This is a genomic window from Chitinophaga niabensis (assembly GCF_900129465.1).
Classification (GTDB): Bacteria; Bacteroidota; Bacteroidia; order Chitinophagales; family Chitinophagaceae; genus Chitinophaga; species Chitinophaga niabensis.
On sequence record NZ_FSRA01000001.1, the window covers coordinates 1,896,272 to 1,922,831 of the forward strand.

At 46.1% G+C, this 26,560-nt stretch carries 25 protein-coding genes and 1 tRNA gene; 14 read left to right on the forward strand and 12 right to left on the reverse strand.

Annotated features, from left to right (window positions below):
* Nucleotides 1–22: 22 nt before the first annotated feature.
* Entirely contained in the window at nt 23–1,066 is a 1,044-nt protein-coding gene (locus BUR42_RS07340; protein WP_074238606.1) for an NAD(P)-dependent alcohol dehydrogenase, read from the reverse strand.
* Between the two features lie 129 nt (nt 1,067–1,195).
* On the opposite strand from BUR42_RS07340, the gene BUR42_RS07345 reads away from it, so the two are divergent.
* On the forward strand, nt 1,196–2,092 hold the full coding sequence (locus BUR42_RS07345; protein WP_074238607.1) for a class I SAM-dependent methyltransferase: 897 nt from the start codon (nt 1,196–1,198) through the stop codon (nt 2,090–2,092).
* 1 nt (nt 2,093) lies between these two features.
* On the opposite strand, the gene BUR42_RS07350 is transcribed toward BUR42_RS07345, so the two are convergent.
* Nucleotides 2,094–2,897, reverse strand: a complete 804-nt coding sequence (locus BUR42_RS07350) for a YybH family protein (RefSeq protein ID WP_074238608.1) — start codon at nt 2,895–2,897, stop codon at nt 2,094–2,096.
* A 210-nt stretch (nt 2,898–3,107) separates the two neighbouring features.
* On the opposite strand from BUR42_RS07350, the gene BUR42_RS07355 reads away from it, so the two are divergent.
* Entirely contained in the window at nt 3,108–4,163 is a 1,056-nt protein-coding gene (locus BUR42_RS07355) for a sensor histidine kinase (RefSeq protein WP_074238609.1), read from the forward strand.
* Nucleotides 4,144–4,911, forward strand: coding sequence for a LytR/AlgR family response regulator transcription factor (locus BUR42_RS07360; RefSeq protein ID WP_074238610.1), 768 nt, complete (start codon nt 4,144–4,146; stop codon nt 4,909–4,911). Before BUR42_RS07355 ends, BUR42_RS07360 begins: the two co-directional genes overlap by 20 nt.
* Nucleotides 4,912–5,036: 125 nt before the next feature.
* Here BUR42_RS07360 and BUR42_RS07365 read toward each other — a convergent pair whose 3' ends face one another.
* A complete protein-coding gene (locus BUR42_RS07365) occupies nt 5,037–5,813 on the reverse strand; it encodes a hypothetical protein (protein ID WP_200798229.1) in 777 nt (258 codons plus the stop codon).
* 125 nt (nt 5,814–5,938) lie between these two features.
* Here BUR42_RS07365 and BUR42_RS07370 point away from each other — a divergent pair, with 125 nt between their 5' ends.
* A complete protein-coding gene (locus BUR42_RS07370; protein ID WP_074238612.1) occupies nt 5,939–7,081 on the forward strand; it encodes a serine hydrolase domain-containing protein in 1,143 nt (380 codons plus the stop codon).
* Between the two features lie 53 nt (nt 7,082–7,134).
* On the opposite strand, the gene BUR42_RS07375 is transcribed toward BUR42_RS07370, so the two are convergent.
* Nucleotides 7,135–10,293: an efflux RND transporter permease subunit gene (locus tag BUR42_RS07375; RefSeq protein WP_074238613.1), complete on the reverse strand. Its 3,159-nt coding sequence runs from the start codon at nt 10,291–10,293 to the stop codon at nt 7,135–7,137.
* 22 nt (nt 10,294–10,315) lie between these two features.
* Nucleotides 10,316–11,536 (reverse strand): efflux RND transporter periplasmic adaptor subunit, encoded by a 1,221-nt coding sequence (locus tag BUR42_RS07380; RefSeq protein WP_084185443.1) that lies wholly within the window; start codon nt 11,534–11,536, stop codon nt 10,316–10,318.
* A 318-nt stretch (nt 11,537–11,854) separates the two neighbouring features.
* On the opposite strand from BUR42_RS07380, the gene BUR42_RS07385 reads away from it, so the two are divergent.
* Nucleotides 11,855–12,220, forward strand: coding sequence for a VOC family protein (locus BUR42_RS07385; protein ID WP_143197369.1), 366 nt, complete (start codon nt 11,855–11,857; stop codon nt 12,218–12,220).
* On the opposite strand, the gene BUR42_RS07390 is transcribed toward BUR42_RS07385, so the two are convergent.
* Nucleotides 12,215–12,745, reverse strand: a complete 531-nt coding sequence (locus BUR42_RS07390) for an NAD(P)H-dependent oxidoreductase (RefSeq protein ID WP_074238615.1) — start codon at nt 12,743–12,745, stop codon at nt 12,215–12,217. The two genes, BUR42_RS07385 and BUR42_RS07390, sit on opposite strands and share 6 nt — an antisense overlap.
* A 75-nt stretch (nt 12,746–12,820) precedes the next feature.
* Between BUR42_RS07390 and BUR42_RS07395 the strand changes: the two genes are divergently transcribed.
* Complete coding sequence (locus tag BUR42_RS07395; RefSeq protein ID WP_074238616.1) at nt 12,821–13,189, forward strand: winged helix-turn-helix transcriptional regulator; 369 nt, start codon at nt 12,821–12,823, stop codon at nt 13,187–13,189.
* On the opposite strand, the gene BUR42_RS07400 is transcribed toward BUR42_RS07395, so the two are convergent.
* Complete coding sequence (locus BUR42_RS07400) at nt 13,182–13,604, reverse strand: rRNA adenine methyltransferase (protein WP_074240488.1); 423 nt, start codon at nt 13,602–13,604, stop codon at nt 13,182–13,184. The two genes, BUR42_RS07395 and BUR42_RS07400, sit on opposite strands and share 8 nt — an antisense overlap.
* Before the next feature lie 108 nt (nt 13,605–13,712).
* Between BUR42_RS07400 and BUR42_RS07405 the strand changes: the two genes are divergently transcribed.
* Complete coding sequence (locus tag BUR42_RS07405; RefSeq protein ID WP_074238617.1) at nt 13,713–14,102, forward strand: DUF1801 domain-containing protein; 390 nt, start codon at nt 13,713–13,715, stop codon at nt 14,100–14,102.
* A gap of 135 nt (nt 14,103–14,237) precedes the next feature.
* On the opposite strand, the gene BUR42_RS07410 is transcribed toward BUR42_RS07405, so the two are convergent.
* Nucleotides 14,238–14,311, reverse strand: a tRNA-Arg gene (locus BUR42_RS07410).
* 128 nt (nt 14,312–14,439) lie between these two features.
* On the opposite strand from BUR42_RS07410, the gene BUR42_RS07415 reads away from it, so the two are divergent.
* Nucleotides 14,440–14,913 (forward strand): 23S rRNA (pseudouridine(1915)-N(3))-methyltransferase RlmH, encoded by a 474-nt coding sequence (locus BUR42_RS07415; RefSeq protein ID WP_074238618.1) that lies wholly within the window; start codon nt 14,440–14,442, stop codon nt 14,911–14,913.
* Between the two features lie 28 nt (nt 14,914–14,941).
* Nucleotides 14,942–15,553, forward strand: coding sequence for a rhomboid family intramembrane serine protease (locus BUR42_RS07420; RefSeq protein ID WP_074238619.1), 612 nt, complete (start codon nt 14,942–14,944; stop codon nt 15,551–15,553).
* Here BUR42_RS07420 and tilS read toward each other — a convergent pair.
* Together tilS and BUR42_RS07430 are read right to left on the reverse strand one after the other, a co-directional pair.
* Nucleotides 15,539–16,861 carry a tRNA lysidine(34) synthetase TilS gene (gene tilS / locus BUR42_RS07425; RefSeq protein ID WP_074238620.1) on the reverse strand — a complete coding sequence of 441 codons (1,323 nt, stop codon included), beginning with the start codon at nt 16,859–16,861 and terminating at the stop codon, nt 15,539–15,541. The two genes, BUR42_RS07420 and tilS, sit on opposite strands and share 15 nt — an antisense overlap.
* Nucleotides 16,862–16,870: 9 nt before the next feature.
* Nucleotides 16,871–17,182: a tetratricopeptide repeat protein gene (locus BUR42_RS07430; RefSeq protein WP_074238621.1), complete on the reverse strand. Its 312-nt coding sequence runs from the start codon at nt 17,180–17,182 to the stop codon at nt 16,871–16,873.
* 105 nt (nt 17,183–17,287) lie between these two features.
* On the opposite strand from BUR42_RS07430, the gene BUR42_RS07435 reads away from it, so the two are divergent.
* The 4 genes from BUR42_RS07435 (at nt 17,288) to ispE (ending at nt 20,616) form a co-directional block, all read left to right on the forward strand.
* Nucleotides 17,288–18,028, forward strand: a complete 741-nt coding sequence (locus BUR42_RS07435; protein ID WP_074238622.1) for an electron transfer flavoprotein subunit beta/FixA family protein — start codon at nt 17,288–17,290, stop codon at nt 18,026–18,028.
* A gap of 26 nt (nt 18,029–18,054) precedes the next feature.
* Nucleotides 18,055–19,026, forward strand: coding sequence for an electron transfer flavoprotein subunit alpha/FixB family protein (locus tag BUR42_RS07440; RefSeq protein WP_074238623.1), 972 nt, complete (start codon nt 18,055–18,057; stop codon nt 19,024–19,026).
* A gap of 172 nt (nt 19,027–19,198) precedes the next feature.
* Nucleotides 19,199–19,801 carry a bifunctional nuclease family protein gene (locus BUR42_RS07445; protein ID WP_074238624.1) on the forward strand — a complete coding sequence of 201 codons (603 nt, stop codon included), beginning with the start codon at nt 19,199–19,201 and terminating at the stop codon, nt 19,799–19,801.
* Between the two features lie 5 nt (nt 19,802–19,806).
* Complete coding sequence (ispE, locus tag BUR42_RS07450; protein ID WP_074238625.1) at nt 19,807–20,616, forward strand: 4-(cytidine 5'-diphospho)-2-C-methyl-D-erythritol kinase; 810 nt, start codon at nt 19,807–19,809, stop codon at nt 20,614–20,616.
* A 286-nt stretch (nt 20,617–20,902) separates the two neighbouring features.
* Here ispE and rplT read toward each other — a convergent pair whose 3' ends face one another.
* On the reverse strand, nt 20,903–21,247 hold the full coding sequence (gene rplT, locus BUR42_RS07455) for a 50S ribosomal protein L20 (protein ID WP_074238626.1): 345 nt from the start codon (nt 21,245–21,247) through the stop codon (nt 20,903–20,905).
* A 40-nt stretch (nt 21,248–21,287) separates the two neighbouring features.
* Complete coding sequence (gene rpmI, locus BUR42_RS07460; protein ID WP_074238627.1) at nt 21,288–21,485, reverse strand: 50S ribosomal protein L35; 198 nt, start codon at nt 21,483–21,485, stop codon at nt 21,288–21,290.
* Between the two features lie 455 nt (nt 21,486–21,940).
* Between rpmI and BUR42_RS29735 the strand changes: the two genes are divergently transcribed.
* On the forward strand, nt 21,941–26,560 hold a 4,620-nt coding region (locus BUR42_RS29735; RefSeq protein WP_200798230.1), incomplete at its 3' end, for an HYR-like domain-containing protein.

The following is a 26,560-nucleotide window of genomic DNA, read 5'->3' on the forward strand; positions in this document are numbered from 1 at the left end:
CTTCAAAAATACCGGTTTTTTACTAGAGCGTAGCCATATCTATCACAAACCTGTACCGCACATCTCCTTTCATCATCCTGTCGTATGCGCCATTGATATCCCTGATATCGATCACCTCCACGTCAGACACAATGTTATGTGTTGCGCAATAATCCAGCATTTCCTGTGTTTCCGGGATCCCTCCGATCATGGAACCGGCCACACTGCGTCTTTTACCGATCAGGCTGAAACCGATGATCTCCATTGGCGTGGGGGGCACCCCTACACAGATCTGCACACCATTGGTCTTAAGCAGGGATTGCACCATGTTGTAATCGTGCGGGGCAGATACGGTATCGATGATAAAGTCGAAATAATTCCTCACACCTTTCACCTGCTCTTTATCTTTTGTGAGTACGAATTTATGCGCACCAAGTGCTTTGGCATCCGCTTCCTTATCTGCAGAAGTACTTAACATGGTTACTTCAGCACCAAAAGAGGCTGCAAACTTCACGGCCATATGCCCGAGGCCACCCAGCCCCATTACGCCTACTTTATGCCCCTTGCCTACTTTCCAGTGGCGCAGCGGGGAGTAAGTGGTAATGCCTGCACACAGCAGGGGCGCTACATTTGCCAGGGGCAGTTTTTCAGAGATGCGGAGTACAAAGTCTTCATCCGTAACGATCAGGTTGGAATAACCGCCGTAAGTAGGCGCCTTCGTTTCCCTTTCGCGGGAATTGTAAGTACCTGTATTGCCGTTTTCGCAATACTGCTCTTCTCCCTTTTTACAACTCTCGCATTCCCTGCAGCTGTCTACCATACAACCAACACCAGCCAGGTCTCCCACTTTAAATTTCTTAACAGCGCTACCCACTTTGGTGACCCTGCCTACGATCTCATGCCCCGGTACCATGGGAAAAATAGAACCACCCCATTCGTCGCGGACCTGGTGAATGTCGCTGTGGCAAACGCCACAGTACAAAATATCGAACTGTACATCATGCGGTCCCACTTCACGGCGCTGGAAATTCCAGGGTGCCAGTGGAGTGGTCGCGTTTTGAGCTGCGTATCCTTTTACGTCTGACATAAGAATTGGTTTAGGTGCTAAAGTTACGGAACAGTTGAGTATTCAAACCATTGCATTTCAACCATTAATATTAACATTTCAGCACCTGGGGTCTATTAGCCCCCCTGATCTGTTTCTACTTTTGATGGTATGAACATGCTCGAAAGGAAAACAGCAGACCTCACCAGTACCTTTTCCAACCTGGATGCCAACAGGCTGGACCAGTTCCTGCTTACCTTCACCCATGAAGTGCAACAGCTGGAAAAATACTATCCCCGGGAGATGATCACCCATGCTATCCACCCCATCAGGCACCTGGCGGCAGCCTCTCCTTTCCTCGAAAGAGCGCAACGCTGGCCCCGGGGTTACCAGGGAGATTTTCAGACCATAGAACACATCCTGAATGCGGAGAATAAAGCCAGTCCGGGTACCATGGCTTATGCCATAGAGGATTTCTTTCTCCACTCCCCTATTTGCCAGCAACACCGCAACAAGGTAACCGCCCAGGCTGCCTTGATCTCTTCCGTAATAGCAGGGAATGGGGCGGCCAGGATCCTGTCCATCGGCTGTGGCACTTCGGCAGACCTCTATGCATGCAGCGAAGCCCTTGCTGCTTCAGCATGTGAAGTAGTACTGGTAGATACAGATGTCAGCGCCCTGGAATATTCCCGCGGCAGATTGCCGGAGCTGGAAGGCAGGCTTAGTGTAATAGAAGGAAATGTATACCGCATCGCAAAAAAGATCCCCGCTCATTTTGACCTGATCATTATCGGCGGTGTGTTTGACTACCTGGAAGATAAAGCCATTGTTGCCATCACCAAAGAACTAAGAGCTAAACTAAACCCGGACGGCATCCTCTTCTTCACCAATATTGCCACAGGAAACCCTTACAGGGTGAGTATGGAATACCTGGCAGACTGGTGCCTGATAGAAAGGAGCAGCAACGATATTTTCAATCTGCTGAAAAGCAGCGGCGCACATGAACGTTATGAAATTGAAAAAGAAGATACAGGGCTCACGTACCTTGTAAAAGTTTATAAAAAGTAACTCACCAGGGCAATACCTGCACCAGCACTTTCCAGCCTTCCGCCGTATGTGCCCAGATCCTCAGGTAATTCGTTTTCTTTCCGTTATACTTCATAATACCATATGCATAAGCCAGGTCCCTGCTTTGCGAAATGCCGGTGGCAACCGGAATAAATTCATACTTAACCGGCAATCCCTGTAATCCCTGCATAATAGCCTGCACACCCTTTTTAGGCACCTGTCCCCGGATATTGAACAGGGATGCCGCAGTGATCACATCACGGAATGCTGCCACAGAAAGGGAATCGTACCGGAGGATCAACTGCCGCTCCAGTTCCTGAACACTTATATCTGCAGCACCTGCGGGTGTAAAAAAGGTAAGCGGGGTCTGATCATCATAAAGTGAAGGCTGAAGGTCCACACCCAGATCTACCAGGAGCTTCCATTCTCCCTTTTCTGTTTTCCGCCACACCGTGGTATATTGCCCGGCGCCAAGTAAAGGCCCCGTAAGGGTTTGACGAAATTCGAAAGGGCCGGTAGTGAATCCCAGGTCGCCGGCAGCAGCAATCCCTGCAAAAGTGGGATACCATTGCAGTTTGGCTTCCGTTTCCTGCGCCTTCTCCCAGAATTTAATACCATTCTGTTCGCCTCCTTCTGTAAACACCACGCCATTACTATCCAGGTATTGCAGGAAAGCCTGTTTGATACTATGGCTGAGGGCATGTTGTGCAAAGGACCTTTCTGCATTTACCACTTGCTGAACGGGTTGGGCGGATACTATAGTATACAGGAAACAACAGGGCAGGATCATCCGGCGCTTCTTCATTTTTGCTCGTTTTGATGAATGTATATAATCCCGCTATCCTGAGATCACGCAGGTCGCTAAATTGGCCGTTTTAATCGCTGAAATGATGAAATATCCCACCCATTTGAAGGCATTGTCCACATCATTTCAACTACCAAATCCGGCAGTTCGGTATTTTTTGCTTAAAAGCTGGAAGACAATTCGGACTTTTGCACAAATCAAACAGCGCACATGCTTCACCTGGAGAGAAAGCTCCATAGATACGGCTACCTGGCCATTACGGTATTCTTCGTTATTTTCTACATGCTGGAAATGTTCTTCGGCTCATGGAAAATAGACTACCTGGTACCTAAGATCATCTGTGTGACCATTCCTTTCACACTGGCTATCTGGATTCCCACACATTGGGTGGTAATGTGGCTGCGGAAAAGGATGCCGGGAATGAAACTGGCCTGGAAGCGGCTCACCACCGCTTTCCTCATTCTACTCCCCTATAGCATGATCCTGGGCTTCACCAGGGTTTTCCTGGAGAACTATACCCTTATCTGGCAAAAGGCCATTCCCTTTGTATGGTATTACACCTGGACCAGCGGCATGGTGGTATTGATCGTGTTCCTGCAGATTGCTGTATATGAAAGCATCTATTATTTAATAGAATGGAAAAAAGTGTCTTCTGAAGCAGAGGAATTAAAACAACTTCATTTAAAGATGCAGTTTGATTCCCTGAAAGTACAGATCCAGCCTCACTTCCTTTTCAACACCCTGAATACTTTGATAGGCCTGATAGAAATGGACCCCAAAAAGGCCCGCACCTTCACGGAAGAGCTGGCCTATGTTTACAGGTACCTGCTGGAAGCAAACGACCGTGCCATGATCAGCCTGGAAGAAGAGCTGGCTTTCAGCAAAGCCTATTTCTTCCTGTTAAAGAACAGGTATGAAGAAGGCCTTTACCTGGAGATCGCCGGAGAAAATGATCTGAATCATTATAAGATACCACCACTCAGCTTACAGATCCTGCTGGAAAATGCCGTCAAACATAATGTTATTACCCGTGCCCGGCCATTGCATATTCAGATCCATGTGGACCATCCGGGAAAACAGGTAATAGTGGTAAATAACCTGCAACGGAAACCGGCGGTGGACTGTACCGGCAAAGGCCTGTTGCATATGGAAAAGAAGTTCCGCCTGATGGACCTTCCAAACATAAAGATCGAAGAAGCCCCCGATACTTTTTCTGTGACAGTTCCCCTTATCAAAGCACACGAATATGAAAGTATTAATTATTGAAGACGAGTCCGTAGCCGGGCAATTACTGAAGAGTACGATCGCTTCCGTTGATCCGGACATAGAGGTGGTGGAGATCCTGGACAGCGTGGAATCCAGCGTACAGTACCTCAGTACCAAACCTTTGCTGGACCTCATATTCCTCGACATTGAACTGGGAGACGGGCAAACATTTGATATCTTCAAAAAAGTGCAGATAGATGCCCCTGTAATATTTGTAACCGCTTACCAGGAGCATGCACTGAAAGCGTTTAAGTTAAACAGTGTGGACTATCTCCTGAAACCCGTGAGCAAAGATGAACTCACCGCCGCACTCCTCAAATACAGGCGCCTGCATGTAGATCAGAAGCAGGCATTGCAGCATAATATCCTATCCCTCCTGGGCAATTACAGGAACGAAACAGGCGCGCATAAAAGCCGGTACCTTGCAAGGAATGGTACCCGTCTTATTTCCATCCCGGCAGAAGAGATCGCGTACTTCTATACGAAAGATAAACTGCAATACATCAAAACACAGCAGAACGGGGATTACATCATTGATAAAAGATTGGATGATATAGAAGCTGAAGTAAGCCCCAAAACCTTCTTCCGGCTCAACCGGCAGTTCATTGTGAATTACGGATGCATTGAAAAGGTACATACCTGGTTCAGCGGTAAAATGAAAGTACAGGTAAAACCGGCAGCTTATGAAGAGATTATTATCAGCAGACTGAAAGCCGCAGAGTTCAAGAAATGGCTCGGCGGGGAATAAAATAACACTCTGGTATAAAAAACCCACATCTCAGGCAAAAAGCCTTCTCCGGCTGATGCAAATGCATTTACTTGCCATAGAATTAATAAACATAGATTTAGTTTTCTAACGAAATGCCGGGGATCTCAATTTCCGGCTTTTTCCGTCACCGCTTTTACCTGCGTTGATAAATTATCTATCTTTTTATTCAGCTCAATGATGTATAACATTTGTTCCTCTATCTTCTGTAACAGCAGCTTATTCATTTCTCCTACATCAATGCCATTTTCTGTCACTTCCTTTTCAGATGGAATACCCGGTAAATGTTTATACTGCTTCACAAATTTTTCTACTTCATAGATGGAAGGAAATCTATACGCCGGTTCAAATACAAAATCTGCCCAGCCAGCTTGCTGCGTAACTTTAACCTTCCTGGCACCAATGGTTCCTTCCACTGCTAATGCATAGGATCCTGTATTAGCGGTGCCGATACCTACACTTTGACTAACGAGCAGGCTATTGGACACCCGTACATGATTATCGCCGTCGCCGATACTGAAGGCAAGTCCTGTAGGTACGCCACCGGTACCAACACCTGTATAGAATTTTATACCGCCGTAACCATAATATCCCACCATTTTAATCCCTGTATGGTAATTAATGACCAGTTTAGGGAAAGGGAACGCCCAAGCTCCCGGTTCCTGGTAAATTCCGTAATCATAATGGTTAACGCCATTATTGCCTCCTACCCCTCCAAAAAGGAACATATTCGATTGCGCAGTACCGTTCACTTCAAGTGTAGCCTGTGGATTGGTCGTTCCAATTCCTACATTTCCGGTTGTAGGGAAAGTGTTTGTTTGAGCATGGGCAACAATTGTGCAGAGAATGGCAACAAACAGGGTAACGGAGATCTTCTTAATCATGTACATAGGTATTTTGTATCCTAAAATACATTTTTATTTCATTAACTCATATCCCTTATTCATTAATCCACCCTGTTTTCATTTCGCCGGCCAGCTCATCTTTGTATTCCCTAAAAAAGAAAACAATGAAAACGTTATTTAAAAAACTACTGTTCGTGCTCATCGTAGCCATCCCAGCGAGTTCCTGCATTAAGGACAAAGCTCCTAAGCCGGTTAAAGTATTCAACGCAGCGAAGTTTAAAGAAGAACTGAAAAAGAACATCGCGAAAACCAGGCCTACACATCCCAGGGGATACTCCTTTGTGGTCAACCAAAATGGCAGATGGATAGATACCTGTTCCACAGGCATTGCATACATGCTGCCGGGCGGCGGCACCAGTCCTATGCATCCTGATCAGGAGGTCAATGTGGCCAGTGTAACCAAGATCTTCACAACCGTTGCAGTGCTGCAATTGATGAAGAAGAATAATATAAAACTGGATGATCCGATAGGCCAATGGCTCCCGGTCTATTTTGGCACCGTACAGGCCGTTAAAGATATCACATTCAAACAACTGCTTACACACCGCTCAGGTATCTCAGAAGGTACCGGCTGGATCGATTCCCTGAAAGTGATCGCCAAAAGAGGCCTGGACAATCCGGCCAAACCGAAGGATTATGCGAACATGAACTTTGCCATCTTCCGCATCATGATCCCTTATATGATGAACAAAACAGCCACGCTGCAAATAGAAGCCAGCCTGGTACCATCACAAACAAAGCTGTTCGAAGAATGGCTGAGTATACAGTACATCAACTACATGCAGAATAATGTATTTTCCCCTATTGGTATCGGCAGCGCTTTATGTTCACCAGGTGTTAACACAGCCATGGCTTTCAACGAAGGCCCAAAGATCACAAGCAGGGTAATGGAAGACTGGACGCAGGAATCCGGTGGTGGCGGATACTATCTCTCCACCATGGAAATGGCCCGCGTAATGGCTTACATCAGCCATACCGATATATTGTTGAACAAAGAACAACGTGATATGATGGATGATAATTTTCTCGGCTGGGATACTGAAGATTCCTGGATGACGATAAACGGGCAATCCTACGGAAAGGATGGTGCATTACAATGGGGCGGCCCCGGCATGCAAACGCTGGTGGTAAAATACCCCGGCAACATAGAATTGAGCCTGTCCGTAACCTCATGGCCCGGCGATGACTTCCGAAATTTTACCAAGGCCGCGGCAGATGCATATAATGATAGCTGGGAATGGGAATGATCTTACATAAAAAAACCGCCGGAATTCACCGGCGGCCTTTTTTTATATCACGTTTACTCCTCTTCGTCAGTTACTCTCAAACCAGTTCTCCCCGTCATTTTCTCCTGCAAATGCTGGAAGATAATAAACAGCACCGGGATGATAAAGATCCCCAATATCACACCCGTAAGCATTCCTCCTACCACACTGAAACCGATGGAATGGTTACCCAGTGCAGAAGCACCTTTAGCCCAAACCAACGGAAGCATCCCTACAATGAATGCAAACGAGGTCATGAGGATGGGACGCAAACGAAGGTGAGAAGCTTCCAGCGCTGCTTCCAGCAATGGCTGCCCTCTTCTTCTGCGCTGTACCGCATATTCCACGATCAGGATTGCATTCTTGGCCAGCAACCCTATCAGCATGATCAATCCCACCTGCACATAAATGTTGTTATCAATACCCGCAAAACCGATGAACAGGAATACGCCAAGGATACCTGTAGGAACGGATAAGATCACGGCAAGCGGCAGGATATAACTTTCATACTGCGCTGCCAGCAGGAAGTATACGAAGATGATACTCAGCAGGAAGATAAAGGCAGTCTGCCCGCCCGTCTTCTTTTCTTCCCTCGTCATACCCGTCCACTCATATGCATACCCTCTCGGTAATACCTGTTTGGCCGTTTCTTCAATTGCCCGGATAGCATCACCCGTACTGTAACCCGGCTTAGGTATACCATTGATGGTAACAGCATTGAACAGGTTGTTCCGTGTTACTGTTTCAGGGCCATAGGTACGTTTAAGTGTTACAATAGAATTCACCGGCACCATTTCTCCTTTATCATTCTTTGCATAAATGCCGTTAAGGGAAGCCGCATCTGTACGATACGGAACATCCGCCTGTGCCATTACACGGTAGTACTTACCAAATCTGTTAAAGTCAGAAACAAAGCTGCTACCATAGTAAGTTTGCAGTGTCTGTAATAATTCATTGAGGGATACCCCCAACTGCATTGCCTTGGCATTATCGATCTCAATCTTATATTGCGGGTTACCGGCTGCGAAAGTGGTAAATGCAGCGGCGATCTCTTTTCTTTGCATCAAAGCCCCGATAAATGCCCAGGCATTATTGCCCAGTTGTTCCAGGCTGCCATTACTCCTGTCCTGCAGCATGAACTCAAACCCGCTCACGTTACCAAACCCTTGTATAGTGGGGAAAGTAAAGAAGAACATGTTCGCATCTTTCACCTGGCTGGCCTGTTGCGCAAAGATCCCCGCGATCTGGTTAGCATCGTCAACATCCCCCCTTTCTCCCTGGGGTTTGATCCTCACAAACCCTGCTCCGTAAGGGGCAGCATTCGCATTGGAAATAAAGTTCAACCCTTCCACTACATAACGGTGCGCCACGGAAGGATGGTCCTTGATCAGGCTGTCTATCTTAGCCATCGCTTTATGCGTTCTTTCCAGGGAACTGCCCGGAGGTGTATTCAGGGCATACAGGATAAAGCCCTGGTCTTCATTCGGGATGAAACCGGTAGGCGCTTTCTTCATCATCACAAAAGTAATGGCAGTGATCAGCACCAGGCCTCCTATTGCCAGCCACTTCCGGCGGAAGAGGAATTGCAGGCTGCGTACATACTTATCCGTGAGTGTTCTGAAGCTGGCATTGAATGCATTAAAGAAACGGGCACCAAATCCTTTTTTCTTACTATGCCCTTCTTCTCCTTCACCATGATGCTGGTTTTTTAAGAACAATGCGCAGAGGGCAGGACTTAAAGTAAGCGCGTTCACTGCAGAGATCAGGATCGCAATAGCCAGTGTAAAAGCGAACTGCCTGTAGAATACTCCGGCAGGGCCTTCCATAAATCCAACCGGCACAAACACCGCCGCCATTACCATGGTAATGGATACGATAGCGCCCGAGATCTCACTCATGGATTGTACTGTTGCCTTCCTGGCATTCAATCCCGTTCGTTCCATTTTAGAGTGCACCGCTTCCACCACCACAATCGCGTCGTCCACTACGATACCGATGGCCAGTACAAGTGCGAATAAAGTAAGCAGGTTGATGGTAAAGCCGAACAACTGCATAAAGAAGAAAGTACCAATGATAGCCACAGGTACTGCAATAGCAGGGATCAGCGTTGAGCGGAAGTCCTGCAGGAAGATGAACACTACAATAAATACCAGTACGAATGCCACCACCAGTGTTTCTACTACCTGGTGAATAGAAGCATCCAGGAATTCTTTGGTATTATACATCACCGTGGTCTTGATCCCTTTCGGTAACACCGCTTTGAACTCTTCCAGCTGCCGTTCAGCTTCTGTGAGGATATCATTTGCATTGGAGCCTGCTGTCTGGAACACCGCAAAACCGGATGTAGGCCCGCCATCCAGCTTACCATAAGAAGAGTAGGTAGATGTGCCAAATTCCACCCTGGCCACATCTTTCAGCCGAAGCATGGAACCATCAGCATTCGCTTTAATGATGATATTCTCATAATCTTCGTTACTATTCAGTTTCCCTTTATACTTCAACACATATTCAAACACCTCCGAACTGGCTTCCCCAAACCGGCCGGGCGCGGCTTCCTGGCTTTGCGCCTTCACCGCATTCGTTACATCACTGGGAGAAAGATTGTTCGCCGCCAGCCTGTCCGGCTTCAGCCAGATACGCATGGAATAATCCTTGGAACCAAAGATCTGCGCCTGTGCAACCCCTGGTATACGCTGGATCTGGGGGATCAGGTTAATCTTGATATAGTTATGCAGGAACACGTCATCATATCGTTTATCCTCACTGGATAAGGCTACGAACATGATAATACTGTTCTGTTGCTTTTGCGTGGAAATACCACCCTGTATCACTTCCTGCGGTATCTGGCTGATGGCTTTGGATACCCGGTTCTGCACGTTCACCGCAGCAATATCGGGGTCAGTACCCTGCTTGAAATACACCGTAAGTGATAAAGTACCATCGTTGTTGGAGTTGGAGGTCATGTACGTCATGTTCTCCACCCCGTTGATGGATTCTTCCAGTGGCACGGCCACGGAACGGGCTACTACTTCAGCATTCGCACCGGGGTATACTGCTGTTACCAATACACTGGGAGGAGCAATATCGGGGAACAAAGTAATGGGTAAAGAGAAGAGCGACAATGCGCCCAATAAAAGCAAAATGATAGAGACCACCGTAGATAGTACCGGCCTGTCTATGAACTTTTTTAACATAAAAGCATGGTTTTATAGAAACTCAGTTAAGCGGATTTGCCTTCAACAGGCTGTCCGCTGATAATAGCTGTGGAGTGATCACAGCGCCTTCCTGTAGGTTACCTGTTCCCGCCAGCACAATTTTGCCGCCAGCAGGAATGCCATTGTCAACATAATAATAACCGGATGTTTTGCCCAATACATGAATAGCTTTACGGGTCACTTTATTACTGTCCGTTACAGCATAAACAAATACCTGGTCCTGCATCTCGAAAGTGGCTTCCTGCGGAATAATAAGGGCGGAGGATAAGGTATGCGTGATCCTCACTTTACCTGTACTGCCCGTGCGTACAGTAGCACCGGGATTAGGGAAAATGGCCCTGAAGCTGATACCACCCATTGTTTTGTCGAACTGCCCCTCTACGATCTCAATCCTTCCTTTCTGCGCATAAACGCTGTTATCCGCCATGATCAGTTCTACCTGTGGCACTTGTTTGATCTTTTGTTCAATGGTGCTACCGGCGTATTTGTTTTTAAAGGCAATGAAATCCGGTTCGCTCATGGTGAAGTAGGCGTATATTTCATTCACATCGGACAATACCGTTAGAGGGGCTGCTTCACCTTTGCCAACAAGGCTTCCCGTCTTAAAAGGGATCCTTCCTACATATCCGTTCACCGGCGCAGTGATCAAAGTAAATCCCATGTTGATGCTGGCACTCCCAGCCATGGCCTTTGCCCTGGATACGGAAGCTTTTGCTGCTTCATAATCTGCCTGTGCCGTTTTTAATTGCAGATCAGAAACCACATTGTTCTTCACCAGCGGTGCCAGGCGTTCTATTTCCACCTGTGCTTTTTGCATATTGGCTTCAGCCGCTTGCAGACCAGATCTTGTATTATTGGATTGCTCCGCATACACCCGGTCATTTATTTTGAACAGGGGCTGGCCGGCTTTAACGTAAGCACCTTCATCCACATATATTTTTTCGAGGTAACCATCCACTTGCGGGCGAATGTCTACATTCAAAGTACCTTCCAGGTTAGCGGAAAAATCCTGGTAGGTATTTGCCGGAGCGGACACAACTGATATAACAGGCAGTTGAACCGGCGGCGGAGCTGTTGCTGCGGGTTTTTGTGCACAGCTGTACAGCAAAACCAACAGACTTAGAGGAGAGAATAAACGCATATAGTGTGTATTATTAAAAGCTTCTGAACAGGCAATGCGGATCCGTTTCACAGTTTCCCTGTGAAATGACACAACGCGCATAGCGCACAAAATTTAATTAGCGATCAGGTGTGGGCGATAACAATCAGAAGATGTAAAAAACACCTTGCGTTAGAGGTTGTAAATTGACAGGACAATAATTAACTTATGTAAATCAGGGCACAAATATAAAATAGATATATCGAAATCTATCGATTTATTTTTCTAAAATGCCAATTTTATGACGAATCGCGTTTGTCAGGGGATGAAATGAGTATTAAAAAAGAGATGGGGCTGGTATAATCTTTGATGCGTGTTTTACATTAATACACCAGCAGTATGGATATAAAAAGTACCGTCATTTGTTTACCCATCCACAATATGGATAAAACATTAGCATTCTATCAAAACGCATTTCTTATTTCTGACATTCAGATAGAAGATGGAATAATTATGCTTGAGTTTCCAAAGCTCTCTTTATTTCTTATGAAAAAAGATGCTTTTGAAGCTTACAGCAAAAAGGCGGGCCGGGGAGCCCAGTTTCCAAATGGCAATAGCGGAATGATCATTAGCTGCGCGATGACATCCAGGGAAGAGATAGATACGATCTTAGAGAATGCGACTGATTATGGCGGCAGTGTAACCGGCAAGGCTTTTATAGATGAAAGTTATGGTGGCTACACCGGGTATGTTGCTGATCCTGATGGTCATCTTTGGGAGCTGGTATATCCACAACAGCAATCATAACGCTTCAATAAAAGAAATATAATCCTTCGCGTTTTCTGCTATTCTTTCTTCAGTAGCGTAATGCTCTGATCCATAAAAGGCAAAGAAATGCCTGTAATCCGCTTTCACATATTGGAAAGTGATTTCAAATGGTGTTGTCAGCTGCTGCAATGTGTATTTATAACGCCCGGTAGCCCGGTAATCCACCTCATCAATCCCGGCTGTAATACCCAACGCGATTTTTTTGTGTTGTAAATGATAATTGCTGTTAGATCCATAAGCCCACCCATGCGTCAACACTTCGTCCAGCCATTTCTTGAAAAAGGGCGGGCAGTTAAACCAGTAGAAAGGGAACTGAAAGATGATCTTATCATGCGCTTCTATCAGGTGTTGTTCCTTTTCTATATCTATTTTCTCATCCGGATATAAACGGTGCAGATCATGTACCAGGTACTTGTCGGGGAACTTCTCCAATTCCTGGATCCAGCGTTTGTTTATAAGGGAACTTTTGAGATCCGGGTGTATGATTACTACTAATGTTTTCATAGCAGCAAAATAAGATCATAAATGCCTAATCTGTAACTTAGCACCCAATTGTATGCTACTATCAAAAATGTAACTATGAGTAAGATAAAAGGTACTTCCACCCATAACGAAAACAAGCGGCATCTTATATCAGAGTGTATAGAAGTATATGCAGCATCTCTTATTGGCGGGCAGTGGACTTTACATATATGGTTCTATTTAATAAACGGCAAAAAGCGTTTTGGAGAGCTGAAAAAGCATCTTCCTAATGTTACTGAGCGGATGCTGACCTTACATTTACGGAAAATGGAGAAGAATAACCTGGTAAAAAGAACGGTGTATCCGGAGGTGCCGCTTCGTGTGGAATATGAGTTAACGAAAAGTGGTAAAGCATTGAAAGTGCTTTTTAAACACCTGGCAAAGTGGGGAGAACAGCATAAGGAATTTGAAAGTACTCTTAGCTAATGCGTTTCATTCCCTGCCATATACCAGCCCTGATCATGTTGCCGTAACCATCATCTGGTAAAAAGTGCGTGAAAGAATTAGCCAGTTCATAATGCTTAAGCGCATTGGCGTGGTTCCCCAGGTCTTCATAACATTTAGCCACGTTCAGATACAGAGAAGGATAAGTACTTTTCACAGTGTCGTCGTCAATATTTAAAGCCAGTTGCAAAGCAATTTCATCCCACTTCAATTTATCTGCCACGCTGTTTTGGTGACGGGCAATATAATGAGCAGCTGTAAATTTATCAGTGTTATTGTTGGCCACATCCAATGCTTGTTGAAAAAGCAGTAAAGCAGCTGAGGGTTGCCCCTGCCCTTCCAGCTCCATCCCCTGAATGCAAAGCTGTATGGTTTTACTATCCTGGTTAAATTCCATAAACTGGTGCGAAAATACAATTATCGAAAAGGTTATCAAGCCTACCTGTTCATCTTTTGTGTATTTTACAACATTTTCTTTCAAAGGATAACACTAAAACAAAATCCGGTGAAAATCAGAACCCTCGTTGAACTATATTCTCTCCTTCCTGAAGACGAAAAATTAATTGTAGATGTGTTACGGCAAATAATTATTGAAACACTTCCTGAATACTGCCGGGAGAAAATATCATATAATGTTCCTTTCTTTTATGGCAACAAAGGGATCTGTATCATCTGGCCCTCAACTATCCCCAGGGGCGGTATCAAAAAAGGAGTTCTTTTAGGTTTTTGGTATGGTCACAAATTAATGGACGATGATTGCTTTCTATCGCATGGAACAAACAAGCAAATTTTTTATAAGATCTACCAGGCCCCGGAAGAAATTGATGAAAATCCGATAAAAAAACTTTTAAAAGAAGCGGTCAGGTTGGATAGCACCTTCAAAAAGATACCTTAAACCGTCAGGATATGTGACCATGGAAAGCGTTGAAAGGTTACTTTCAATCTGTTTTAATTGATCTGCAAAAAATGTGGGGAAATAGAGGTGAGATGTGTATTATGCAAAAAGGCATGACGCTTGTCATGCCTTTTGTGACCCTGTCAGGATTCAAACCTGAAACCTTCTCATCCGTAGTGAGATGCTCTATTCAGTTGAGCTACAGAGCCGTTTGTATTGTGTTGAACGGGATGCAAATGTAGGTAGTTTTTTCATTTCTGCAAATATTTCTGCCAAATTTCCTGCAAATTATTTTTAAAAATTTACTTTTGGCCTATCATATAAAACGCTGAAACCCGTGAAAATACAGCTCTGGAGCATAGGCAAAGATAATGACGCCTACATTAGTGAAGGCATTAAAATCTTTCAAAAAAGATTACAGCATTACACCGATTTCGATATTAAATTAATTCCGACTGTAAAACAGGCTGCCAGTCTTTCCATTCCGGAACTGAAAAAACAGGAAGGAAAAATGATCCTGGACCTCCTGCAGCCGCAGGACTATTTACTTGCCCTCGACGAGAGAGGAAAAACGATGACAACCGTACAATTGGCCGATTTCCTCCAGCAAAGGAACAATGCCGGCACCCGGCAGCTGATCATCCTGATAGGTGGCGCTTTCGGGCTGGATACCGCCGTTTTGCAGCGTGCCCAGCAGCAATTATCCCTTTCTTCCCTTACCTTTCCCCATCAGTTGGTGCGTTTGATCGTAACAGAACAACTTTACCGGGCATATACCGTGCTCAACAACGAGAAATATCATCACCAATGACTATTTTTACAACTTAACCGGGGAATTTATGGCAATCAGCATAACACTTATCATTATCATCTTTACCTGTATCGTTTCTATCACCTCCTTCAACAGACCCGATCAGATAGATAAATTGAGTTTCTGGCCCTATATGATCAATGAACGCAAGGAATGGTACCGTTTCATTACTTCGGGTTTTGTGCATAGTGATTTCATGCATCTTGGCTTTAACATGCTTACACTTTGGTTCTTTGGCAATGCCATGGAACAATATTTCCAGCTTTATTTCGGGAGTAAGTTCTTCTTTGTACTGTTATATGTATTGGGACTGATCTTACCGGATATCTCTTCTTATTTCAGGCAAAAAGATAATATTTCTTACCGTGCTATCGGCGCTTCCGGTGCCGTATCCGCAGTACTGTTCTCTATCATTATCTTTGATCCATGGATGATGATCCAGGTGTTCTTTATTCCGCTTCCTGCCATCGTTTTTGGGGTATTGTACCTTGCCTACTCCTGGTATATGGCCAAAAGAGGCGGCGATAACATCGGGCACGACGTACACTTCTGGGGAGCTGTACTAGGCCTGGTATTCCCTATTGTACTAAAACCTGAACTGGGGCTGTTGTTTATCGACAGGCTCCTAAGCAAGTTCTAATTTCAATATTTTCCTTGTTTTGTCCGTGATCTTGAAACGATCATCTATCCGCATGCCGGCCACCCAGATAATGCGTTTATGGGATTCCAATACCCATACCTTTTCCTTCTCCGGCAGGGATAACTTCTGATCAATAAAAAAGCGGCTGAGTTTCTTCTTTTTGGCCATACCCAGGGGATAGAAATAATCTCCTTTTTTCCACCTGCGCAATATAAGCGGGAACTGCACCTGCTGAAGGTCCAGGCAGGCAATACTGGCAGTAGCCGGCACGGTGAATCCTTCCCTGGCAAGCTGTTCCAATTTCAAAAGCATATCCGGCAGTTGTACCAGGTGCTGTGCTTCTTCAATGATGAAATGAGTGGAGGCAGTAGCTTCCAGGGGAGTAATGATCAGCCATTTGCGGTCCCTTACAATACGGTGTGTGGCCGTGGCTATCCATTTGCCGGGTTCACTGTTCAACAGCTCTACTACCTGTGCCGCCTGTGCCGTGCTGCATTGAAATGGTTTCAGTATTTCATAGGCAATTGTAGCCAATGGTACAGCCTGCTGCAGTTTCAGGATGGGAATGAAATATTCCTCTCCCCGCTGTTCGATCAGTTTCTTTTTGTGAATTTCCACCGCCTGCCTGTAAAGGATCTCTGCTTCACGGAAACGCTCAATGCTACTGCCCGTGTTCTTTACCACTTCAGGTAATACCTCTTCCAGCCGCGGCAACACCTGGTGACGGAAAAAATTACGTGTGTACTTATCCGTTGTATTGGAACTGTCTTCCACATGCTGTAAGTTTTCCGCATCAGCATATGCTTTGATCTCTTCCCGTGTAGCAAACAACAAAGGGCGTACAATACGCCCCTGCACAGGCAGGATGCCATGTAAGCCCGCTATGCCGGTACCTTTTGAAAGGTTCATCCAAACCGTTTCTACATTATCCTGCATATGATGCGCGGTGGCAATGAAGGAAAGCCCCCTCTCCTGCCGCAGTTCTTCCAGCCATTGATAACGCAGTTCCCTGGCAGCCACCTGGATAGATCTTTTATGTGCAGCTGCATAGGTTTCCGTATCAAAACGCCGTACAAAAAGGGGAATACCATAACTTTCTGCCAGTGTGCGTACAAACGTTTCATCACGTTCAGACTCTGCACCTCTTAATTGAAAATTACAATGCGCCATCTCCACTTTAATGCCGGCCTGTACACACAGATGTGTGAGCACAATGGAATCAAGTCCTCCGCTTACCGCCAGCAGTAAAGGGTCTGCAGCCGTAAAGAGCTGTTCTTTTGTAATATATGATCGTAGCTGTTGCAGCATTATATTTAATTAGTCGGTGAGATCCTCATGTGCAGCCTGCAGCTCATTATAAGCATGCATATCTTTCTCTTCCCAGGCAATATACATTCCCTTTTCATACACGGCAATGGCTGCTTCCGTTTCTCCGGTACGCTCCAGCAATTTACCCAGGTGATAATAAGAACCTACATAAGTAGGCTCATTTTCCAGCAATTCCTCAAATACTTTCCTTGCATTCCCATCCTCCTGTATCTTGATGTATTCCAGTGCCAGCGCATGTTTCAGGAAACTATCCTGCGGGCTGCTTTCAAGGAATGCCTTCAGTTGAGCGATTCTATCCATATTGAATATTTCTAATTTTAATTACGGGCGGCCGCCTGTTCGCCCAATGCCTAAATCCCATATATTTGCTAATACTGCATTTTTCAATTAAACCAGTTAACGGATATGAAGATCTTAGTATGTATCAGTAAAACTCCCGACACAACTGCAAAAATAGCTTTCGCAGACAACAACACGAAATTCAGTGAAGCGGGTGTGCAGTTTATTATCAATCCATACGATGAATGGTATGCCCTGGTAAGAGCATTGGAGCTGAAAGAAACGTTGAACGCCACCGTACACCTGATCACAGTGGGAGGAGCCGATACCGAACCCGTGATCCGCAAGGCCCTTGCCCTTGGCGGAGATGAAGCCTTCCGTGTGAATGCGGATAGTCATGACAGTTATTATATTGCTTCACAGATAGCGGCACATGCCAAACAGGAAAATTACGACATCATATTTACCGGTAAAGAAACCATCGACTATAACGGTTCCGGCATTGGGGGTATGGTAGCAGAACTGGTGGGCATCCCCTTTGTTTCCATTGCTTCTAAATTTGAACTGAGCGGCCAGGTAGCTACCCTTCGCCGCGAGATAGAAGGCGGAGAAGAAGTTTGCGAGGTTACATTACCGGTAGCCGTTTCCTGCCAGAAAGGAATGGCCGAAGCCAGGATCCCCAACATGCGGGGCATCATGGCGGCGCGCACCAAACCACTGAAAGTAATAGAACCCGTACAGGCCGATACACTCACCAGTATCGTATCATTTGAATTGCCACCAGCCAAAGCCGGTGTGAAACTGATCCCTGCTGATAACGTGGAAGAGTTAGTGAAACTCCTGCACGAAGAAGCTAAAGTGATCTGATCTTATTCAACACTAAAACAAATCGCATGTCCGTTTTAATATTCGCCGATCAATTTCAGGGAAAAATAAAGAAGTCTGCACTGGAAGCAGTACAGTATGGCGCCAAAGTGGCCGCCCAATCAGGAACAACTGCTACTGCGCTGGTAGCAGGAGAAGTAAGTGCGGAGGAACTGGCCAGCCTGGGCCAGTATGGCGCGCAAAAAGTATTACATGTGGCAGATGCCCGTTTGAATGAACTGGAAGCCGGCACCGCCACAAAGATCCTCGCGGAAGCGGTGGCAAAGGAAAATGCCGCTGTGGTTGTTTTCTCCCATAACTTCTCAGGCCGTGCCATTGCCCCGCAATTATCGTCCCGCTTAAAAGCAGGCCTGGTGGCTGGAGCTATCTCCCTGCCGGACACCGCTAACGGTTTTGTGGTAAAGAAGAACGTTTTCTCCGGGAAAGCCTTCGCCAACGTAAACATTACGTCTGAAAAGAAGATCGTTTCCGTATTACCCAATACTTTCAGCCTGGCTCCAACAGATGGTACCGCTGCTGTGGAAGCTTTTGCTCCTGCCCTTACAGATGCCGACTTCCGCATCAAACCACTTAAAGTAGAAACTATCAGTGGTGAAGTACCGCTGACAGAAGCAGAAATAGTAGTGAGCGGCGGCCGTGGCCTGAAAGGGCCCGAACACTGGGGCATACTGGAAGACCTGGCCCATGCGCTGGGTGCTGCCACTGCCTGCAGCCGCCCTGTGGCAGATGCAGACTGGCGCCCGCATCATGAACACGTTGGCCAGACCGGTTTCACCGTAAGGCCCAATTTATACATAGCTATTGGTATTTCCGGAGCTATTCAGCACCTGGCAGGTGTTAACGGCAGTAAAGTAATAGTAGTGATCAATAAAGACCCTGAAGCCCCCTTCTTTAAGGCCGCAGATTACGGTATAGTAGGCGATGCCTTTGAGGTGGTGCCTAAATTAACGGCCGCTGTTAAGAAATATAAGGGTATCTGATAATTTGTGATAGCCGTCTGCTATTGACTTTCGGCTGGATATTGCCGCTTTCGTGCTGCAAAATCCGCCCGGATGCTAATAGCTGGCGGCTTTCCGCTTTTTAGATATCGATTATTTTTCTAACTTCACGTCTTACACGATTAAACGTGAGCGCTAACGCGTATTTGACAGTATGAGAAAAATAGAATTGGAAATAGTTGCTTTGTCGCACAGTATTACGCAAACTCATTCATATGCCGTGGTGTTAGGAGAAGTGAATGGATTAAGGCGTTTACCCATAGTTATTGGAGGGTTTGAAGCTCAGGCCATAGCAGTAGCGCTGGAAAAAATGCAGCCCAGCAGGCCGCTCACACACGATCTCATGAAAAATTTCATGAATGCATTTAGCGTTGAGTTGCATGAAGTGGTGATCAGCAATTTGCAGGAAGGCATTTTCTACTCCAAATTGATCTGCTCCAATAACGATGATACGATAGAAATAGACTCCCGCACATCAGACGCCCTGGCATTGGCAGTACGGTTCGGATGCCCCATTTATACATACGAAAACATCCTGAACAGTGCAGGCATCCTGCTGGACGATCCCGCTGGCAAGAAAACAACCAAACCAGCCGGAGGGCCAACTATCTCAGAGCATGAAAAAGGTGCTGAAGATGACCTTAAAGTGCTGAACCTGGAAGAGCTGAACACACTCCTGCAGGAAGTACTGGAACAGGAAGATTATATCCGCGCCATCGCCATCCGCGATGAGATCAATAGCCGAAAAAGTAAATAAGCGCCGTGATCCTTTTCCCCAATTGCAAGATCAACCTGGGTTTACACATTCTGCAAAAACGTGCAGATGGTTTTCACGACCTGGAAACCGTGTTCTACCCGCTCCTTTTACAGGACGCCCTGGAGATCATCACAGCAGAAGAAAACATCTTTTCCAGCAGTGGCCTGGATATTCCGGGAGACACAGAAGATAATCTCTGTAAAAAAGCCTGGCACCTGTTAAAAGCAGACTTCCCGCAACTACCCGCTATACATATGCATCTGCATAAACAGATCCCGATAGGCGCAGGCCTTGGAGGAGGTTCCGCAGATGGTGCTTTTACCCTCAGACTGCTCAACTCAAAATACAACCTGGACCTCTCCCTGGAAAAGCTGGAAGCGTATGCTGCGATACTGGGCAGCGATTGTCCTTTCTTTATCCGGAATACAGCCTGTTTTGCTTCAGGCAGAGGAGAACTTATGGAACCCCTTGACCTGGACCTCACCGCCTATTCTTTCCTCCTCGTACATCCCGGTATCCATGTTAACACCGGATGGGCATTTGGGCAGATCATACCGGGCCGCCCGGCTGTTCCCTTAAAAGATATCGACTGGCAGGATGTAAGTAGCTGGAAGCACCGTTTAACGAATGATTTTGAAGCGCCGGTGTTTGCCGCCTACCCCGCTATCGGAGGAATAAAAGAGAAGATGTATAAGAATGGGGCCATCTATGCCGCCATGAGCGGAAGCGGATCTGCCGTAATAGGGATCTTTCCCAAGAACAAATTACCAGAAACCGGTTGGGAAACAGGATGCAGGGTTTTTGAAATGATATAAAGCAATGATCCTCAGGCCTTTTCTCGGCAGGTAAGTAAAAAGCTATCCTAAATACCTGATCTTCAGTGCATTGCCCGGTGCCATTCTACCACACGTACCTTAATTCCTTTGTAACTACTTGATCTTCATAGGTTTTCCCGGTAGGTAAGTAAAAACTAAAACGCAGATAAAAGACTGATCCACAATACCTTGCCCGGTACTATGCTACAACATGCACCTTGAACTGAAAACAAAAATAGCCGGTCCCAATAAAGGAACCGGCTATATATTGCGAGTAAGATAAATCTTATTTTACAGAAGCGATAAGGCTTTTGAAAGTTTCAGGCTCATTCATTGCCAAGTCAGCGAGAACTTTTCTGTTCAGACCAATGTTCTTTTCTGACAATTTATGGATGAATGCTGAGTAAGTCAATCCTTCTGCTCTGGCCGCAGCGTTAATACGGGCGATCCACAGTTGACGGTAGTTTCTTTTCTTCAGTTTGCGACCTACATAAGAATAGGTTAAGCCTTTCTCCAGAACGTTCTTAGCTACGGTATAAACATTTTTACGTTTACCGTAGAAGCCTTTGGCTTGCTTTAAGATCTTCTTTCTTCTGGCTCTGGACGCAACTGCGTTTACTGAACGAGGCATGTTATGCTTTTTAAAACTTGTTTAAATAAATTGATACGTTTTAGCGAAGTACGAGCATACGCTTCACCAGGTTCAGATTTGCATCAGCTACCAGGCTACTGCCTCTCAATGAACGCTTTCTTTTGTTAGACTTCTTAGTCAATAAGTGACTTTTGAAAGCCTTCGGACGTTTGATCGCTCCGCTGCCGGTCACCGTAAACGTCTTCTTCGCACGGCTATGAGTCTTTACTTTTGGCATTATACATCAAATTTGGTCTGCAAAGGTAGCTAATTATTTGATAAATGTCACAACAGTCATAAAAAAATTCAATTTTTCCTCCTCTTCCCAAAAAAAAGTTCACATTTTTTCCACTCGATTAATATATTGACTTTCAAACAGCCCATACTTTATAAACATCAGATAAGCTCTTTTTTACTGTTCCAGGCGAAATACGTATTTTTGTTTCTCCTATATTATCATTAATTTTAATTTCAGATTATTCAAAATTTGTCCCATATCCAGTTATTGAACCTTTTTGACCGAATATCCGAAAGCCTATGAAACCGATTATTTACACCTACGAAAAAGAGTACCAGATCAAAGGCTACTCATTGTTTCCATCAATTTTTCATTTGAAGGCATTTCCGTTACCACGGAAATAAAGCCTATTGCTGTGCCTAACAGACCTATGACTCACCTAATTGTCAGAAACAATGAGAAGATTTCTACTCCTATTATTAACCATACTTTCCTCGGGGGCTGTATCTGAGATATATGCACAGAACGGAAGGCTAACGGCGCCGGCTAACGTCTGCCAGAACGCATATGCTTCCATGCATGCGTTCATAGACGATTTCAGGGCCGTGGATAGTGTACGGTGGACGATTACGCCTCCAAGTGGACCGGCCTATACCTATAGCCGGGCAATGCACCTGATAAGTAACCACCCGAAGTTCAAATACTTCAGTGCCACGGGGCAATCTGTGACCTTCATAACAGACCTTATAGGAACATATAGTGTCACCGCTACTATTTATTATACAAATGGAGGAAACCAAAGGAACAGGACCCGGACCAAGTCATTCAATGTATATGATTGCTCTATGGACGAGTGCGAAGGTACTTTTACACCCGCAACAAACTTCAAAGAGACATTTGGTCAGTTCTACGCAGGTGCTCCACGGAGACCGGTAGATCCTCCTGCCACCGTGGGATATACTTATGCTCCCTCAGCAGACCTCGCAGACGACTTTTATAGTATCCATTATAACTCTCAGATAGGTGGCCGCCCGGAATGGGATAACGTAGGAGACCATACTGATAACGGATATGGTGGTATGCTTATCGCCAACTCATCTGATAATCCGAAACTTTTTTACAGAAGAACGATAAACGGCCTTTGTCCGGGTGCTAAATATAATTTCTCGGCGTGGTTCATCAACCTTAACTCGCTTACTGTATTAAGCAACACCTGTCAACGGGAAGATTACCGTTATGCAGGTGTAACCTTTATTGTACGGAATGCCTCTAATAATGCTATCATCAGGCAGTTTAATACCAATGATGTATCGATGGACCTCTCCCGCAATTTGCCGGGAGATCAGCATTTAACAGGCTGGCAGAAATTCGGAGGTACACTTACACTCGCGCCCGGTCAGCAAAATGTGATCGTGGAGATCATGAACAATAACCCGGGTGGTTGTGGTAACGACATTGCGGTGGATGATATTGAATTCGTTTTTTGTGCACCTAAGATATATTCCTATATAGATGGACTGGGTGTGTCCGAAGATATGGTATGCCCCGGAGCTGAATTAACCCTCACTTCCGTGATCGAGCCATCCAACTATTTCGCAAACCCGGTTTACCGCTGGGAAATGAACAGGAATAGCACAGGATGGGTAACTGTCGGCGCTCCATATACTAACTTCAATACACCAATACTGAATATTCCGGCAGGAACCTTACAGGAATTAGACGTCATCGAATACCGGCTGATGGTATTTGAAGCCGGGAACGTAAATGATGCGGGGTGTTATACTCCTTCCAACCGGGTACTGCTAACAGTACCCGCGCTACCCAGTATCAATGCAACGAGACCCGCCATCTGCCGGGGGGATACTACTATCCTCAGGGCCAGCCCATTGGAATCGCCGAGCGTTACAGGGTATGAGAACTTTACCTTCGTCGGGCCCAGGATCTTAACCTGGCCAACACTTCCTGCACCAAAGGATTCCGTAATGGTGAATCCTATTGTTACAAGTGTTTATAATGTTAGAGGTGGTATTAATTATGGGCGCTATGCAAATGGTACGCCCCGTTACTGCTTTAAAGATGCGAGTATCACCATTACGGTAGATCAGCCACCAACTGTAAACCTTGGTCCGGACCAGGTTTTGTGCGCAGGCACACCTGTTACCCTGGATGCGGGAGCAGCCAATGCTGCATTTCCCATCACCTGGTCGCCAGGTAGCCAGACAAGCCAGACGATCACCTTCCCTGCTCCCACTCCTGGTGCCGGCGTAGCTACGCTAACGAATCAGCACAGAGTAATGGTGAGGAATGGGGAATGTACCGTACGTGATACTGTTAATATTACCGGCGTAGCCCCTGCCGTAGCGAATATCGATATACCACAATTCTATTGCGGCGTTACGGCTATAGCCTTAAAAGCAGATGCGATCACGGCTGACTATGCAGGTCTGTGGACAATTGTTGGAGCCAGCTATGGCGCCACTATTGCGAACCCAACACTTGCAAACGGTGCTTCATTGAACAACGTTCCCCCGGATCAGCCGATCACTTTAAGATGGACGGTTTCTCCACTGGCCAGGCCAGATTGTAGTACCTTCGAAGAATTCACGATCACCAGTGAAACAAGGCCCACCGCTACTGTAACAGGGCCATTCACACAGTGTTCTCCTACATTCCCGCTTTCCGGTAATGTTCCGGGACCAGGTATGCAGGGGCAATGGGTGGTAATATCCGGCTCCGCTACATTTGATGATCCAAGCAGCCCTACTGCCATAGCCACCGTAACCGGTACTACGCAGGTGAGGATTGAATGGAGGGTATCCCGCACCAATCCTTTATCCACTTGTGCACCGGCTACAAGGCAAACCACACTCGATTATACGCCGCCGCCATTGCTCAACGTGACCAGTGTAGATCTAAACAGTTGCGCTAATACCAACAGGTTTACATTACCATGGTCCCAGGTGAACAATCCGACAAGCTATATAATAGAAGCTTTTGGTGCGAACCCAATGCCTGGATTCGTAACAAAATCAGGTTCCATTTCAGGCGCTACCGGTAATATTATTACCGCAATTCCTGCCAACACACCGGCTGGTACCTATACCTTCCGTTTAACCGCAAGGAAAACATCGCCTCCTAACTGTAATGGATATACTTATTTCACCGTAAGGATCGAAACACCATCTACCGTACCTACTATTACCCTCTCTGCACCAACAATTTGTGCCGGTTCTTCCGCTACATTGACTGCAAATGGTACATTAGGTTCCGGTGCTAACTGGGTTTGGTACCAGGGTGGATGCGGAACCGGTACAGCTATTGGCTCCGGCCCAAGCATCACGGTTTCACCAACTACAGCCACTACTTACTATGTAAGAGCAGAAAGTGCCATGCCATGCGGTAACACTACCTGTGCTTCTGCTACTGTAAATGTGGATATGATGCCTGCTGCAGCAAATGCCGGTCCTGACCAGGTGCATTGTAACATCGCCACATTTAGCCTGAATGCAACCGCACCAAGTATCGGCACCGGTACATGGACGGTACCTGCAGGTATCACGCTTACCGGTGGCCTCAATAACCGTAACGCTACCGTAACAGTGCCTGCCGGACAAACAGTTACATTAACCTGGACTGTTACCAACGGTACCTGTACCTCTACTCCTGATAACGTGGTACTTACTAACCTGCAGCCCATCGCAGATAACGTGATATCGCAGGATCAGCTGATCTGTGGAGGTAATCAACCAGCGCAGCTTACCGGAACCGGCACACCAAGTGGCGGTGACGGAACATATACCTATCAGTGGGAATACAGCACCACCAGTGCTACAGGTCCCTTCTCCCCTGTTGCGAGTGCAGTTGGAAGCATCTTCCAGCCACCGGTATTATCACAAACAACATGGTACAGAAGAGTGGTAACCTCAGGTACTTGTACTTCCAACAGTAATGTGATCCAGATCCGAATCGCCACCAACCCGCCTGTAGTGGTTTCAACACCAGCAGCTACCAGTGCGCAATGTTTGACCGGTACTGATTACACTACATTATTCGGTACTCCTGTATTCAGCCACCCGGATAACCTTTCATTTACCGTTACCCATAACGACGTCACAACAACGCTGGCCTGCGGATTCAGCATTACCCGCACATGGACGGCTACAGACGCCTGTATGCATACGGCTACTACATCTCAAACCATCACCATCACGGATACAACAGTTCCGCTGATTGCCGGCATACCAAATGATACTACGGTAAACTGCGATGCTGTACCTCCTCAGCCGAATCTGACAGCTACTGATAATTGTGACAACAACGTAACCGTAACAAGGGCTGAGACTCGCACCAATGGTGCCTGCCCTAACAGCTATATCCTTACCCGTACATGGACCGCCAGGGATGCCTGTGGTAATCAGACGGTTGCTACACAGATCGTTACGGTAAGAGATACTACTGCTCCGGTAGTGACTACTGTAATCCCTGCTGCAAGAACGGTAGATTGTGATGCCGTTCCGGTTCAGGAAGACATTACGGCTACTGACAACTGCTCTGCGGTTCCAAATATTTTGGTAACCAAAAACCAGGTTCGCACGAACGGTGCCTGCGCCAACAGCTACATCCTCACCCGCACATGGATAGTGAGAGATGAGTGTGGCAATGATACCACTATCACACAAATACTCACCGTGCAGGATACAACAGCTCCGGTAGTGACTACTGTAATCCCGGCTGCAAGAACAGTAGATTGTAACGCAGTTCCTGTTCAGGAAGACGTTACTGCTACCGATAACTGCTCTGCGGTACCAAATATTTCAATAACTAAAAATGAAGTGCGCACCAATGGTGCCTGTGCCAATACTTATACCCTCACCCGCACATGGGTAGTGAGAGATGAGTGTGGTAACGATACTACCATTACGCAAGTAGTACATGTTCAGGATACAACCGCGCCGGTGGTTACAACTTTGATTCCGGCCGCCAGAACGGTAGATTGTGATGCGGTTCCTGTTCAGGAAGATATCACGGCTACTGATAACTGCTCTGCGGTTCCGAATATCAGCGTAGTTAAGAAC

Excerpts from the sequence above, each read along its gene's own strand:
- BUR42_RS07340 (WP_074238606.1), bottom strand. The coding sequence starts at position 1,066 with ATGTCAGACGTAAAAGGATACGCAGCTCAAAACGCGACCACTCCACTG.
- BUR42_RS07345 (WP_074238607.1), top strand. The coding sequence starts at position 1,196 with ATGAACATGCTCGAAAGGAAAACAGCAGACCTCACCAGTACCTTTTCC.
- BUR42_RS07350 (WP_074238608.1), bottom strand. The coding sequence starts at position 2,897 with ATGAAGAAGCGCCGGATGATCCTGCCCTGTTGTTTCCTGTATACTATA.
- BUR42_RS07355 (WP_074238609.1), top strand. The coding sequence starts at position 3,108 with ATGCTTCACCTGGAGAGAAAGCTCCATAGATACGGCTACCTGGCCATT.
- BUR42_RS07360 (WP_074238610.1), top strand. The coding sequence starts at position 4,144 with ATGAAAGTATTAATTATTGAAGACGAGTCCGTAGCCGGGCAATTACTG.
- BUR42_RS07365 (WP_200798229.1), bottom strand. The coding sequence starts at position 5,813 with ATGATTAAGAAGATCTCCGTTACCCTGTTTGTTGCCATTCTCTGCACA.
- BUR42_RS07370 (WP_074238612.1), top strand. The coding sequence starts at position 5,939 with ATGAAAACGTTATTTAAAAAACTACTGTTCGTGCTCATCGTAGCCATC.
- BUR42_RS07375 (WP_074238613.1), bottom strand. The coding sequence starts at position 10,293 with ATGTTAAAAAAGTTCATAGACAGGCCGGTACTATCTACGGTGGTCTCT.
- BUR42_RS07380 (WP_084185443.1), bottom strand. The coding sequence starts at position 11,536 with ATGCGCGTTGTGTCATTTCACAGGGAAACTGTGAAACGGATCCGCATT.
- BUR42_RS07385 (WP_143197369.1), top strand. The coding sequence starts at position 11,855 with ATGGATAAAACATTAGCATTCTATCAAAACGCATTTCTTATTTCTGAC.
- BUR42_RS07390 (WP_074238615.1), bottom strand. The coding sequence starts at position 12,745 with ATGAAAACATTAGTAGTAATCATACACCCGGATCTCAAAAGTTCCCTT.
- BUR42_RS07395 (WP_074238616.1), top strand. The coding sequence starts at position 12,821 with ATGAGTAAGATAAAAGGTACTTCCACCCATAACGAAAACAAGCGGCAT.
- BUR42_RS07400 (WP_074240488.1), bottom strand. The coding sequence starts at position 13,604 with ATGGAATTTAACCAGGATAGTAAAACCATACAGCTTTGCATTCAGGGG.
- BUR42_RS07420 (WP_074238619.1), top strand. The coding sequence starts at position 14,942 with ATGGCAATCAGCATAACACTTATCATTATCATCTTTACCTGTATCGTT.
- tilS (WP_074238620.1), bottom strand. The coding sequence starts at position 16,861 with ATGCTGCAACAGCTACGATCATATATTACAAAAGAACAGCTCTTTACG.
- BUR42_RS07430 (WP_074238621.1), bottom strand. The coding sequence starts at position 17,182 with ATGGATAGAATCGCTCAACTGAAGGCATTCCTTGAAAGCAGCCCGCAG.
- BUR42_RS07435 (WP_074238622.1), top strand. The coding sequence starts at position 17,288 with ATGAAGATCTTAGTATGTATCAGTAAAACTCCCGACACAACTGCAAAA.
- BUR42_RS07440 (WP_074238623.1), top strand. The coding sequence starts at position 18,055 with ATGTCCGTTTTAATATTCGCCGATCAATTTCAGGGAAAAATAAAGAAG.
- BUR42_RS07445 (WP_074238624.1), top strand. The coding sequence starts at position 19,199 with ATGAGAAAAATAGAATTGGAAATAGTTGCTTTGTCGCACAGTATTACG.
- rplT (WP_074238626.1), bottom strand. The coding sequence starts at position 21,247 with ATGCCTCGTTCAGTAAACGCAGTTGCGTCCAGAGCCAGAAGAAAGAAG.
- rpmI (WP_074238627.1), bottom strand. The coding sequence starts at position 21,485 with ATGCCAAAAGTAAAGACTCATAGCCGTGCGAAGAAGACGTTTACGGTG.